This window comes from Bradyrhizobium sp. 142 (genome assembly GCF_023074015.1).
GTDB lineage: Bacteria > Pseudomonadota > Alphaproteobacteria > Rhizobiales > Xanthobacteraceae > Bradyrhizobium.
Genome location: NZ_JADPKQ010000198.1, coordinates 40849 through 53812, shown reverse-complemented (window position 1 = coordinate 53812; position 12964 = coordinate 40849). Strand labels below are relative to the sequence as shown.

The window sequence follows — 12964 nt, the reverse complement described above, 5'->3', positions numbered from 1 at the left end:
TGCAGACTGAGTATCAATGTGTGGAGATTTGTTCGGCTGACCATTTTTCGAGATCGGCAATTTGGGCCGACCCCTCGATTGTCGCAATGGTTCCGTCCCGAGAGATAAGCATTGTCCTGGGGATGTCGCCCTGCCAGGCAGGATCAATCTCGAACCTCAAACGCTCGACAAAGCCATCACCGAAGATGAAATTCTCGGTCGACGAAAGCCCTGCCTTGTCGAGCATCGATTGCGTCGCGGCCGACAGGTTGGGTACGAGATCTGCGCTGATCGTGACCACATCAATCTCAGGATGGTCCTTCACAAACTCCCCAAGCAACGGCAGCTCGATCTTACAGGGCCCGCAAGTTACACCCCAGAAGTGGACGAGCGTCGGACGACCCGCATGGCTCCTCAGCACGCGTTGCCACGAGCCCCGCTCAAATGGTTTGAGAGCCGCAGGTGCTCCGAGCGCAGACGCTGACGCGATCAGAATACCCAATCCCAAAATGCCTGCAAATCGACGTCTCATGGCTGGTCCTCAATCGCTCTGAGACGATAGCCATCCGCCTTCGTCATCCATGACAGGTACATTCGTCGGCCATTGGAAACCAGCAGGGGATGGTCGGAGGTATCCGATGTGCTCGAAATGGTCCTGGGCGACGACCACGTCTCGCCATCGTCGTGGGACAACATCATCTGGACCGAAGTCTTCTCGCCGTCGAACTCCTTCCAGACCATCACGGTTCCCAGCGCGCCGGCGAGGACAAAGGGGCGCGTCGGGTTGCGATCTGGTCGGCCCAGCGCCATAGGCGCAGAGAACGTGCGGCCTTCGTCGCGAGAATAGGCGTAGAACAGCCCCCTCCGCGCCTTTCCATTGGTGTACCAGGCGACGTGATAGGTTCCGTTCGGCGCAACGGTCAGGCTCGGCCCGTGATGCGGGCAAGCGTTGATCTGCCAATCGTCGTTGCTGACCCGATGGATTTCGCCTGGCGTCGAGACGTCGGTGAACGTCATGACGGCATGATCGCGCACGCCGCCCTCGAAGATATTTCTGAAGATCACGGCCGGCCGCCCCGGCGCCGCAAACGTCAGCCCCAATCGGCAACATTCGCAGGTGTTATCACGTGCGAGACCGGCCTCTGCATAGGTGGCACCGCCATCGCGCGACGAAGCAAAGAACAGCCCTGCCCCCTCGTATTTTTGTCCTGCCTGCTTCGCAGGGAGACGATTGCGCTTGTCGAGCCAGGCCGCAAAGACCGTTCCATCCTGATCGAGCGCCAGCGCTTCAAAACGCTGGCTCTCGTTGCTGGCGGTGATCGGCTTCAACTCCGCAAAACTCTTCCCCCCGTCGCCCGAGCGCGTATAGAGCACCTGGCCGTTGAATGCCTCATCTTTGAAGATCGAGAATGCGAGCGCGATGCCGCCCTTGCGATCGACCACGATCTTCGGTCGGGCATCCGGCCCCCAATCAAGATTCAGCCGCTTCGTCGTGACCTGGCTGGGGGGCAAGAAACTGTGCCCCGCATCCGGCGAACTCGCGACCGAGACCTGCCCACCCGCCATCCAGGCCACCCACAGCGTCCCGTCCGGACCGAATGCAGGCGTCACCTTGGTTGCACAGCGCAGCGTCGGCTCGTCACAGGCGGCCTCCGATCCATGCTGACCATGCATCTGCCCAAGTGCGGTGCTCTGCAACAGTGCGAGGGCGACTATTCCGAGCAAGCCAGTTCGGACCGTGGCCCTACTCCCTTCGAGAGCCCGGATCATCTGAACGCCACCTTCATACCCGCAACGAACGTGCGCGGCGAGCCCGCGTAGATCGACCCCGTCGTGTTTGCAAGCACGCTCGCAGGATTTTGAATGCCGGTCGCCGTTACCGTGTTGGCGATGTTGTTTGCCGAGGCAACGTAGGTACGGTCGAACACGTTTCTGACTTCGAGGAACAAGTTCAAGGACCTGAAGGAGTCGGACACCAGATCGGTCTTGTAGTGAACGTTTACGTTGACGAGTTCGTAACCGGGCGCCTTCAGCAGATTCGCATTGTCCATATAGAAGGAGTCCTTCCACTGGATCTCGAGGAAGCCTCCGAGACCCGTGAGCGGTCCGGCAAACTCATCGTAGCCCACCCGAGCGGTCAATTCGTTGGGTGAAATGCCGGGGATCTTGTTGCCTGCCCGGTTGAAGCTGAAGACAGCGCCATTAGGGATGTTCTCGACGTATTCGGTGTAGATTTCGTCGAGATAAGTGTACGCCGCAATGAACCGCCAGCCCGGATGGAATCTCCAGTCAGCCGCAAGCTCGATGCCGCGATGCTCCGATCGTGGCGCATTGAAGGAGTAACTGACGCCGGCAATAGCTGTTGCCTGGCTGACGATCTCGTTGCGGAAAAATTCGTAGAAGCCGGTCGCACTCAGCTTGAGCGTGCTGTTCGGCGTCCAGTCGAAGCCCAGATCGTATCCAAGATTCTTCTGAGTCTGGAGCTGGGTATTGTTGCCCGACAGCCCGGTTGGAAGGACAAAGAGATTCGAAACTTGCGGAGTACCATACCCCGTGGCGACGCGCCCCCGGAACAGCCACTCGTTATTTAGGTTGTAGAGGAGCGCCAACTCGGGCGCGGCATTTTGAAACTGCCGATCCGCGGTCGTAAGCGTTGTAGTCGTGATTCCGGTGGGGCCGGCATATGCATATGCCGTGTTGATGCCCTTCAGAACGGTGGTTTCCCAACCGACGCCAGCGACTGCCGTCAAGGACGTCGTCAGCTTGAGTTCCTCGCGCGCACGAACACCATAGTTGGTCGTTTCACTATAGAGATTGCTCGACAACCTGCCGAGCGTAGCGTTACCGCCAGGCATCACGTTCCGCGTGTCGCTCGATGCAGTCAGAGTATTATAGAAGGTGCCGAAGAACGCGGTCGATTCAATCCCGAGAATCTCGCCGCGCTTGGTCAGATCGCTCATGTAGTTGTACGACGGAAAGTCGCCGGTAGCGCTGGTCGTCCCCGTCGGTTGGCTGATGTTCCTGTCGTCGAAGGTAAACTGATTTCGCCATGTCGTCGTATTGTCGAAATCATGCTCCCATCGCCCTCCGACAATCGTGCGGCGGTCGTTACGGCCGAGGCCGGCCTGCACGGCCGTCTCCTTGTCGGTTCCGGCAGTTGGGTTGAAGCCATTGTTAAACAGCGTAACCGTGCCGCATCCGGGTGCGGCCGTCGCACCAGTCGCGCAACCCTGCTGGAAAGGGTTTTGATAGTACTGGTTCAGCGATGAGCGGATCGGCAGCCGCGCGCTCAAGTCGTTGTTGACAACCTTGACCGTGAAGCGATCGTCCGGCGTCGCTTTGAGCGTTCCGAGAAAGTTGACGGTCTGCGTGTTGAACCAGCTATTGCCGATATAGCCATCACCCCGCACGTCACTCGCGAATAGCGAACCCTCGAAATTTCCGACCTTCTTGCCGGCCGCCAGATAGTTGTTGAGATAGCCGTAGCTGCCGCCATCGACGCCGGATTCGACCCCATCGATCGTGCCGCCCGGCCGCGTTCGAAAATTAAGTGCCCCGCCGGTCGCGTAGTTGCCATAGAGCGCCGACGAAGGACCGCGGATCACGTCGATAGCACCATAGGCGTGAGGATCAATCAGATCGCTCCGCGACAGTCCATCTGGCTGGGTTACAGGAAAGCCGTCCTCGAAAATCAGGAGATTGCGGTTGCCGAACCCATTCCGCGCGTTCGATCCGCGAATCGAGATGCCGAAGTCGCGCGGTCCATTTCCCTGCTTGACCGATATACCTGGACTGTCCCGCAACACGTCACTGACCGAAAACGATGGTCGGTTGTCGAACTGGCTGCGATCGATGGTCGTCGAGGTCTGACCGGCGGGCGACCGATTGAGACCATCTCGCGCGGCGCCGGCTGACGCTGCCGTGTTTTGGGCCGGAGCATTGAGGGTTGCGTTCCGTGCAACGGGCTTGGTCGAGTGACCCGGGGAAGCAGAGCGCGGTCTCGATTGCCGGATTGCCGGCTTGGGCTTTGCCGGTGCGGGGGCATCGACCGTTACCGGTGGCAGCACCGCGCTGCTGGTTTGAGCGAAAACTCCACTCGATGACGCAAGCAGCGCGGCCTGAACGGCCACGACACTCACGCCGCGGCGGGCATGACAACGTAACATGGGGCATTCCTGACGCCGGCAGCCATCGCCGGCCAATTGACAGCATCAATCGCCGACGGACGGGCCGCAGCGACGTCGAAGGTCGTCAGGAAGAATGGGGCGGCCCGCGCGCCTGGGCGCTTGAGCCCCTAAGGGTGGCGACAGCGGGGGCTTCCGCCTCGCGCCACACCACACGTTCGACGTGGCGGAAAGGAATCGAAAGCGCGGCCTGCGGCGGCGAGTCAAATGACGCGTTGGCCTGGGCCAGGCAACACAGCGCGCACGCACCGGCATGTGCGGCCGGGTCATTCTGACCGCCCTGCTCGCTCGCATTGTGACAGATGACAGCGGTCTGAAGCGGATCGGCAACGGCCTGACCTGCCGCCAAGTAGGCGGCAATCGGCGCCAGCACCTGCATCACCAGCGCGAGCAGGACGATGGGTAGGAATTTTTGCAGTCGTCCGCGCATCCGCCGAGCCATTCGTTCACCTGCTAACTAAACACCGCGCCGGGGTCGAGTCGAGGTCCGTTCCGCCGCCCGCTTGGGCCAGCGCAAACTTCCCGAAAACTGTGGTCGGGGCGCTCCACTGGGGGAAAGTCCGGCAAATGAGGCAGTCCCGTCGCCCTACCTCTCTACAGATTTCCTATATTTGTCATATGCTTATGCGGCGAAAAGCCCGAACATTTCGTTGATTGCTCGAATTTTGAACATTCGTTGCCGAAAATGATGACAAGTGAGAAAAGTTGATCTAGCATCCCCTTGCTCAGGCTTGACCGTGAGGTTGAAGTCTGGTGGTCCAAGTCTCGGGAGGAGCCCCTGGCGCGCAAAACGCAGCGTCGCCCCGTCAATCAAGAGCAAATCTTAGAATCGGGGATAATAGGGTCGACACAATTTTCGAGCGGGGCTAGGGCCCCGCTCTTTTTTTGTCTGCATGGCTGAAGCGCCGACGAACGCCTCATCCAATCGAATCGAACAGAGTTTTGAGATCGCGGCGTTGCGCTGCGCGGATCTCATTTCGCTGGTTTATCAACGTCTGCTCCGCGAGCATCCGAGACGCGGGCGATATCCCGCGCGATAGCAGATTGGGTGGCGTGAACTTCCCGATTGTGAGACACTTTCGCATCGGTCGCGCAATCAATGACGCGCCGACGACATAATTTATGGGAGCGAGCGATGTCCGGGACGAAAGATTTCTCGACGACCAGGCGCGATCTTCTTCAGGCGGCTGCGACCGCCGGCGCCGCGACTGCGATCCTCGGCAGCATGGGCATAAACCCCGCCCTTGCGGCCGAAGTCGGACGATCTGAGAAGCCGCTAAAGGCGGCATTCTCCAACGCGGGCCTTCAGGCGACGTGGTGCGCACAAGGCAAGCAGGCCGCGGAGTTCTGGGGCAAGCTGTTCAACGTCGAGGTGACCTGGTTCGACGGCCAGCTTGACGCCGTGAAGCAGCGCGCGGCGATCGACAACATGGCCTCGCAGAAATGGGATTTCGTCGCGATCCAAGCCTTCGGCATTGGTACCCTCACCCAGCCGGTGCAGAAGATGATCGACGCCGGCACGCCCGTGATCGACATGGACACGCTGATCGCCCCGCTCGACCAGATCAACGTCCACTCCTTCCTTGCCCCCGACAACGAGTTCATGGGCGCCTCGGTGACGCAGGCGCTTTGCAACGCCATGGGCGGCAAGGGCAAGATCATCATGACGCAGGGAGCGCTCGGCCACACCGGGGCGCAGGGCCGCGCCAAGGGCTTCAACACGGTCGTCAAGCAATTCCCCGGCATCGAGGTGCTCGACACCCAGCCGGCCGATTGGGACGTCTCCAAGACCGCGCGGCTCTGGGAAACCTACCTGACGAAATATCCGCAAATCGACGCGGCGTTCTTCCACAACGACGACATGGCGCTTGCCGCCGCCAACATCATGAAGGCGCGAGGCCGCACCAACATCCTGATCGGCGGCGTCGACGCCATGCCGCCGGCGATCCAGGCGGTGAGCGAGGGTCGCATGTTCGCGACCGTGCGCAATCCGTCCTGCCGCATCCATGGCGGCGCCATTATCGCGGGCGTTTCCGCGGTCGTCGGCGCCGAGAAGAGCGGACAAGGCATCCCGAAAAACGTCGTCACCGACGGCCCGGTCGTGACCAAAGCCAACGCTGCCGGCATGCAGTGGATGCAGGATCACTTCCTGATCTGAGCTTCCATGCCTGCAGGACAACAGCCCATCCTCGAACTCCAGGGCATCACGAAGAGCTTTGGCGGCGTCGAAGCGCTTCGTGGTGTCGACTTCGCGCTCTCGCCCGGCGAGATCCATGGTCTCGTCGGCGAGAACGGCGCTGGAAAAAGCACGCTGATGAAGATCATCGCCGGCGTGCACACCGAGTTCTCCGGCCGCTTCCTGATCGACGGCCAGGAGACGCATTTCCGCTCGGCCCGCGATGCGCACGCGGCCGGAATCGCCATGGTGCACCAGGAACTCAGCGTCGCGCCCGACCTCACGGTCGCGGAGAACGTGTTCCTCGGCAACCAGCCGACCAACAGGCTCGGCCTCGTGCAATGGCGGCGCATGGCGCGCGAGGCCGGCGAGCAGCTCGCCCGGTTCGGCATCGACGTCGATCCGATGTTGCGGCTCGGCGACCTCCCGATCGGGCTCCAGCAGCTGATCGAGATCGCCCGCGTGCTGTTCTCGGGCGCGCGCATCGTCATCCTGGACGAGCCGACTTCCGCGCTCTCTCCGCCCGAGGTCGAGCGCCTGTTCGCGACGCTGCGGCGGCTGCGCGAGCAAGGCACTGCAATCGTCTTCATCTCGCATTTCATCGAGGACATCTTGCGCGTGTCCGATACGGTGACGGTATTCCGCAACGGGCGGAAGGTCGCCGAGACAGCAAGCACCGCAACCAGCAAGGGTGCGCTGATCGAGGCCATGATCGGCCGCGGCGGCGAAGTGCTCGAGCACAGCTACAACGATGAATTGATGCTGCCGCGCCCCAGCGAAAGCTCGGTGGTGCTGAAGGTCGAGCAGCTTTCGCTGGCCCGCAGCCTGCAGGACGTCTCCTTCGAGGCGCGCGCCGGCGAGGTGCTCGGCATCTACGGCTTCATGGGCTGCGGCCAGCAGGAATTGTCCCGCATCCTCTTCGGCAAGCTCAGGCCGGACGGCGGCACGCTGGCCGTCGACGGCAGGGCAAGAACTTTTGCGAGTACGGCCGCCGCGCGGCGCGCCGGCGTGGCGCTGGTGCCGGAAAGCCGGCGCGCCATGTTGTTCCACCAGGAGCCGGTCTACAAGAACATCTCGATCAGCATTCTGGATCGCATCTCCGCGCTCATGCTCAAGCCGGCGCAGGAGCGCGATATCGCCAAGCGCCAAGTCGAGCAGTTGCAGATCAGGCCGCCGGTGGTCGGCCTCGACCTTGGCATGCTCTCCGGCGGCAACCAGCAGAAGGTCGCGCTGGCAAAATGGCTCACCTATCCGCCGAAGCTGCTGGTGCTGTGCGAACCGACCCGCGGCATGGATGTCGGCGCCAAGAACGACGTCATCAACATCGTCCGCGACCTCCGCGCCAAGGGACTTGCCATCATCGTGCTGTCGACCGAGCCGGAAACGGTGCTGTCGCTGGCCGACCGCATCCTCGTGCTCAAGCGCGGCGCGGTGGTGCGGGAATTTGCCAACGAACCGGTCAGTAAGGATCGCCTGCTGGAAGCGGCGTGACGGAGAAGCACAATGGCGAGCAGTGAGACGGCTTTGGCGGCAGGGCAGCGAGCGCGGGGGATTGCGCCCTTCTTGCGCTCGCAGATGCGCAACATTGCCCCGTTCCTGACGCTGATCTTCCTGTCCGGCTTCTTCGCCTTCGCCAGCCCGTCCTTCGCCACGCTGGACAATCTCGGCAACATCCTGACCCAGGTATCGGTCACCGGTATCATCGCGGTCGGCCTCACCTTCGTGATCCTCTGCGCCGAGATCGACCTCTCGATCGCCAGCATCGCCAATGTCACCGGCATCGCAGTCGCCTATTTCACGCTGCAGGAATCCTACGTCAACATTCCCAACATTCCCCTGCCCGGCGCTGCTGCGATCCTGCTCGCGATCCTGCTCTGTGCAGCCCTCGGGTTCGTCAATGCGCTGGGGCTGACCGTGATCGGCATCCCCTCCTTCATCATGACGCTGGCGATGATGCAGATCGCGGCCGGCATCTCGGCGCTCTTGGTGCGCGGCCAGATCGCCTACAAGGTGCCCGGCATGATCACCACGCTCGGCTCCGGTTCGATCGGCGGCATTCCCTGGATCGTTATCGTCGCCGCCATCATGCTGCTCGGCGGCCATCTGGTACTGACCTACACGCGCTTTGGCCGCTACGTCTATATGGTCGGCGGCAACCGCGAGGCGGCCGAATATTCCGGCCTCGACGTCAAGCTCATCCTCGGCGCGGTGATGGTGATCTCGGCGGTGTGCTCGGGCATCGGCGGCATGCTTGGCATCGCCCATTTCGGCAGCGCGCAGCAGAACGAGTTCGACACCTATCTGCTCGATTCCATCGCCGCGGTCGTGGTCGGCGGCACCAGCCTGTTCGGCGGCCGCGGCGGCATCGGCAACACCATCGTCGGCCTGTTTGTGTTAGGGGTGCTCAACAATGGCCTCGACCACGTCAACATCGACAGCTTCCTGAAGATCCTGATCCGCGGCCTGATCCTGCTGGCGGCGCTGGTGATCAACGTCTATGCCCAGCGGCTGCGCGAGAAGGCGGTGGAGTAGCGCCTCCTAAACAAAAAGCGCGAAAACAACCCCATGCACAGTAGAAATCGCATGGAATCGTTGAGAACTTTTGTTCGGAACAGTCGGAGGCCACAGCCTCGGAAAGTTGGAGCCCACAGCAACGAGGTTTGACTCGTCGGGCAAAACAGGAGCACGATGTCACCATGGCGGCCGGTGTGTAGTACCCCCAAAATCCTCTGATGTTCATGCTGCATCAACCCGGTCATTGCGAGCGCAGCGAAGCAATCCAGACTGCCACCGCGGAAAGATTCTGGATTGCTTCGCTGCGCTCGCAATGACGATGCGGCAGCAGGCGAGCTATCCAGGGCCACCTCTATCGCGGAATATGGGAGCTTAACTCTCCGACGTCGCATCGGGCGCGAGCCGCCAGAATCGGAAATTGCAGTGGCTCGCGCCGCCAGCCAAAGTTTGTGTCCTCTCCAGGCGGATGCCTCGCGTTGCATAGGCGTCGAAATCAAGCCCACAAATATTCGGCAGGATTTCCTTGTCGCCATGGCGAGCCGCGAATTTGCAAAAGCCGCAAGCTTTGTAGTTGATGCCGAATTCAAAGCTGTCAACCGGGCCCGGCTCGACGAAATCGTAGACGAAATCTTCCGGAAACTCCTTTTGATGGCTTTCTGTCATGCTTTCTGCCGCCTGCTCGCGCAGCAGGGCCTGATTCTCTGACGACATGAATTGATGCCCCGAGGCGAGACGTTCAGCCTCGGGCATGGTGAGCAATTGCGCCTTGTAGGTTTCTCGCTCGATCTCCCCGATCACGGACACCGGCACGCCATGTCGCAGGAGTACCCGGCTGATGGCCATGAAGCCCATCAGACGCATGAAAAAGTCGCTCATGCGACTTGCCGCGCCGCCGACATAGGGCATTTGGTTCAGCACGATTTCGAATTCGTCCATCACCTCCCGCCTGATCCGATCGATGTCGGATAGATCCGCGCGCTCGCACAACATCGCTTCGGCGAGGTCGAGGCGATGGCGCATGGCAGCCTCCATTGTACCGCGATGCGATTCGTAGAAGGGATGGATGATCTCAGCCATTGGACGGACACCTGATATGATTGGCTCGTTGCAAGGTCGGCGAATGCGGTATCACTCCGCGGCGATCGCCTCGATCTCCAGCAGCCACTTGCTGTCAACGGTCTCGACGATCACGACCGTCAGCGCGGGCTGGTGTTCCCCGAGCATAGCGCGACGAATGGTGCGGTTGGTCACGACCTGATTGCGGTCAGTCAGGAACGTGGTGACCTTGACCAGATGCTCGACGCCAAGGCCGGCGGCGCCGAGCACCTCCATGACGTTGCGCCAGGCCTGCTCGCATTGCGCCTCGAAACCTTCAGGCACGGCGCCGTCGGACGTCTCGGGCACCTGGCCGCTGATGAACAACAGGCGGCGATGCTGCTTCAATTCAAGTCCCATGCAGTATCCGCCGACGGGAGCGTGGACCGTTGCTGGGTTGTGGCTGACGATTTGAGCCATCGCAGTTGTCTCCTGTTCGATGAGGTCCAGCACCAGACGATGCGAAGCGACGGGTGGGCGGCAGGACGCAGTGTTTCTCCGCATTGCGAGCTGACCGTATCCGGCGACATCACCGCTTCGCAAAGCATCATTCCTGCGGTTCAGCGCAAGAAAATCTATTGCAAGCGCGCAGCCTTTCAGTGAGAACCTGGGCAGCGATGACCTACACCCTTCCACCACTCAACGCGCTTCGCGCATTCGAAGCCGCCGCGCGGCATCTCAGCTTCAAACTAGCCGCGCACGAACTGCACGTGACGCCCGCCGCCGTGGGGCAGCAGGTGAAGGCGCTGGAGGCGCGCCTCGGCGTACAGCTGTTCGAGCGGCTGCATAAGCAGCTCGTCCTCACCGCGGCGGGTCAGGCCTATCTGCCCGAGATATCCGAAGGTTTTCGCCGCATTGCGGATGCGACCTCGCAATTGAAACCCGCAGGTGCGGTGCTGCTGCAGTTGGGAGTCCATGGCAGCTTCGACCTGCGCCGTCTCGAGTTGGCGGCGTTTCGCAGCGCGCATGCGGACATCGGCCTGCGCGTGCTCCAGCCCGCGGGCTTGCACGAGTTGATCGAAGGCAAAGTCGACCTGCTGATAGCCCGCAGTCTTGGCCACCATCCGGGCTATCGCTGCGACCGGGTCAATGAGGGATCCGGTTTGGGTGATTGGCTGATTGCGCCCGAAGGCACCGCGGATTGTCCCGAGATCGTCAGCTTCCGCAATTGGCTGCGCGCCCTGCCGGCCGAGAACCCGCTCGCAAACCACCGCCGCCCTCGTCTGGTCGGCAGCAGAGGCAGTTGAGGCGATCGCGAGGCAAGATAGGAGCGGCCGAGCGCTTCTTTCAATTCCAGCGGAAGATTGATGATCTGGGGGTGGATCGAGACATCGAGAAAAAACCGCGAAAACTCCCCCATGCAAAGTAGAAGTGATTGAGGAATTTGGCGCCGAGTGACTTGAGCCCCTCCGCCACGACCAGCTTTGACTCGTCGGACAAAACCGGGGCAGAATTTCACGGTGGCACCGATAGCGCATCCGGTGAGCGTTAGGCTCAAGCTGAGGGCGAGGCAATTGCAGAGAAAGTGGTGGACCGGCCTTGCTGCAATGCTGTTGTTCTCAGCCGCGGCTGCCGGCAACCTCGCACAAGCGCAAAGTGGGTTGGCCAAACTTCCGATCCTGCTCGCCGACCAGTACCGCACCGTTCGAAGCGTGGTGCTCGCGCGGCGCGATTGCGTGGAATTCGAGTACTACAAGGCCGGCGTGAATTCCCGGACATTGTTGCCCGTGCACTCGGTCACGAAGAGCGTACTTTCGATCCTGGTCGGCCTCGCACTCGACAAGGGCTACCTGCGCGTCGATCAAAAGCTTTCTGAGCTCTTGCCTGAAGCATTGGATCCGACTTTCGATGCACACGTCCGCGACATCACGGTTCGCGATTTTCTGACGATGACCTCCGGCTTCGATTCGGCGGCGCCGTTCGGTGCCAAGGCTGTCATTCCACCGGACGAGATGTGGCAGTGGACACTCAGTCGACCAATCCGGCACGAGCCCGGCACCCGGTTCGAATACGACGATGACAGCGTCAACCTGCTGTCGGTGGCTTTCTGGCAAGGGCGATCCGGCAGAACTCCAAGAGCTTCGCGGAGCAAAATCTGTTCGGCCCGCTCGACATAGCGAATTTCGATTGGAAAGCCGATGCCGAAGGACATCTGATTGGCGCATCTACGTTGTCACTCAGCGCCAGGGACATGGCCAAACTCGGTCTGCTCTATCTCCAGCACGGCCGCTGGGGACATGATCAGCTCGTGTCGAGTGAATACGTGGCCGACTCCACGTCAAGGCACAATGACGGCGGCGCTCCGGTCGGGGCGGCCTACGGTTATCTTTGGTGGGTTACGCACACCAGTACGGGGTTGGATGCCTTTTTCGCCGCAGGCAACGGTAGCCAAATCATCTATGTTTTACCCAAGCTTGATCTTGTCGTCGCGGTGACCTCGCTCTCCAGCATTCCAGGTGGAAGCGTCCACTTCGTCAATGAAGTCCTTCTGCCCGCTCTAACCGACCATCCTGCTCCGTCGTCCTGTCTCGATCGGCTGATGAGAGAGGAGGGCCCTCATTGAACATTGCCGGTTCGGCGACGGCGGCACCGAGACAGGGCCAAAGCTGGAACGCCCAAGATGGCCCCCAAGCGCAAACGCAGGCACGCACCTATAGCCAAGCGAGTCGCAACCGGACAGAATGACGGCTATTGCCGGGGCATGAGCTGAGATCATGACAGAGCCGTCGACCGCGCCGTTTGCGCCCTTCGAATGGATGCTCTCAGCTCGCTATTTGCGGGCGCGCCGCAGGGACGGTTTTATCTCGCGCGCCGCCCGGCTCGATCCCGTCGAAGCGCTGCGGCGGTGAGATTGACGATGGTCATGCCCCCGGACACTATCGCATATGCAGACTGTATCCGCGGCGCATCCTTCGAGACGCCCGCTATGGCGGGCTCCTCAGGATGAGGATGGATGCGCGGCGGCAGTTTCAAAGGCGCCGATAGTGCTTAGCCTCATCCTGAGCAGACCGCGAAG

General features: G+C 61.2%; 13 protein-coding genes and 1 pseudogene. 8 read left to right on the top strand and 6 right to left on the bottom strand.

Features of this window, described 5'->3' with window-relative positions; all coding sequences use genetic code 11:
• Nucleotides 1–13: 13 nt before the first annotated feature.
• The 4 genes from IVA82_RS17600 to IVA82_RS17585 form a co-directional block, all read right to left on the bottom strand.
• Nucleotides 14–511 (bottom strand): TlpA disulfide reductase family protein, encoded by a 498-nt coding sequence (locus tag IVA82_RS17600; protein ID WP_247389190.1) that lies wholly within the window; start codon nucleotides 509–511, stop codon nucleotides 14–16.
• On the bottom strand, nucleotides 508–1749 hold the full coding sequence (locus IVA82_RS17595; protein ID WP_247389191.1) for a sialidase family protein: 1242 nt from the start codon (nucleotides 1747–1749) through the stop codon (nucleotides 508–510). The genes IVA82_RS17600 and IVA82_RS17595 overlap by 4 nt, the downstream gene beginning before the upstream one ends.
• Entirely contained in the window at nucleotides 1746–4145 is a 2400-nt protein-coding gene (locus tag IVA82_RS17590) for a TonB-dependent receptor (protein ID WP_247389192.1), read from the bottom strand. The genes IVA82_RS17595 and IVA82_RS17590 overlap by 4 nt, the downstream gene beginning before the upstream one ends.
• Nucleotides 4146–4230: 85 nt before the next feature.
• Nucleotides 4231–4593: a DUF2946 family protein gene (locus tag IVA82_RS17585; RefSeq protein WP_247389193.1), complete on the bottom strand. Its 363-nt coding sequence runs from the start codon at nucleotides 4591–4593 to the stop codon at nucleotides 4231–4233.
• A gap of 463 nt (nucleotides 4594–5056) precedes the next feature.
• Here IVA82_RS17585 and IVA82_RS17580 point away from each other — a divergent pair.
• The 4 genes and pseudogenes from IVA82_RS17580 to IVA82_RS17565 form a co-directional block, all read left to right on the top strand.
• Nucleotides 5057–5176: pseudogene (locus IVA82_RS17580) on the top strand (globin); the annotation flags it as partial.
• A gap of 122 nt (nucleotides 5177–5298) precedes the next feature.
• Nucleotides 5299–6321 carry a sugar ABC transporter substrate-binding protein gene (locus tag IVA82_RS17575; protein WP_247389194.1) on the top strand — a complete coding sequence of 341 codons (1023 nt, stop codon included), beginning with the start codon at nucleotides 5299–5301 and terminating at the stop codon, nucleotides 6319–6321.
• Between the two features lie 6 nt (nucleotides 6322–6327).
• Nucleotides 6328–7830, top strand: coding sequence for a sugar ABC transporter ATP-binding protein (locus IVA82_RS17570; RefSeq protein ID WP_247389195.1), 1503 nt, complete (start codon nucleotides 6328–6330; stop codon nucleotides 7828–7830).
• Nucleotides 7831–7842: 12 nt separating this feature from the next.
• On the top strand, nucleotides 7843–8871 hold the full coding sequence (locus IVA82_RS17565; protein WP_247389196.1) for an ABC transporter permease: 1029 nt from the start codon (nucleotides 7843–7845) through the stop codon (nucleotides 8869–8871).
• 354 nt (nucleotides 8872–9225) lie between these two features.
• Here the strand turns inward: IVA82_RS17565 and IVA82_RS17560 are convergent, their stop codons facing one another.
• The gene (locus tag IVA82_RS17560) at nucleotides 9226–9930 is read right to left on the bottom strand and encodes an L-2-amino-thiazoline-4-carboxylic acid hydrolase (protein ID WP_247493436.1); all 705 of its coding nucleotides are present in this window, start codon (nucleotides 9928–9930) and stop codon (nucleotides 9226–9228) included.
• A gap of 51 nt (nucleotides 9931–9981) precedes the next feature.
• Nucleotides 9982–10368, bottom strand: coding sequence for a RidA family protein (locus tag IVA82_RS17555; RefSeq protein ID WP_247388512.1), 387 nt, complete (start codon nucleotides 10366–10368; stop codon nucleotides 9982–9984).
• A gap of 197 nt (nucleotides 10369–10565) precedes the next feature.
• On the opposite strand from IVA82_RS17555, the gene IVA82_RS17550 reads away from it, so the two are divergent.
• The 4 genes from IVA82_RS17550 to IVA82_RS48545 all read left to right on the top strand — a co-directional run bounded on the left by IVA82_RS17550 (nucleotide 10566) and on the right by IVA82_RS48545 (nucleotide 12797).
• Nucleotides 10566–11195 carry a LysR family transcriptional regulator gene (locus tag IVA82_RS17550; protein WP_247388511.1) on the top strand — a complete coding sequence of 210 codons (630 nt, stop codon included), beginning with the start codon at nucleotides 10566–10568 and terminating at the stop codon, nucleotides 11193–11195.
• Between the two features lie 408 nt (nucleotides 11196–11603).
• Nucleotides 11604–12065, top strand: a complete 462-nt coding sequence (locus IVA82_RS48280; RefSeq protein WP_346659675.1) for a serine hydrolase — start codon at nucleotides 11604–11606, stop codon at nucleotides 12063–12065.
• Nucleotides 11996–12511, top strand: a complete 516-nt coding sequence (locus IVA82_RS48275; protein ID WP_346658794.1) for a serine hydrolase — start codon at nucleotides 11996–11998, stop codon at nucleotides 12509–12511. The genes IVA82_RS48280 and IVA82_RS48275 overlap by 70 nt, the downstream gene beginning before the upstream one ends.
• Nucleotides 12512–12662: 151 nt before the next feature.
• Nucleotides 12663–12797: a hypothetical protein gene (locus IVA82_RS48545; protein ID WP_256469671.1), complete on the top strand. Its 135-nt coding sequence runs from the start codon at nucleotides 12663–12665 to the stop codon at nucleotides 12795–12797.
• The last annotated feature ends 167 nt before the right edge of the window (nucleotides 12798–12964 follow it).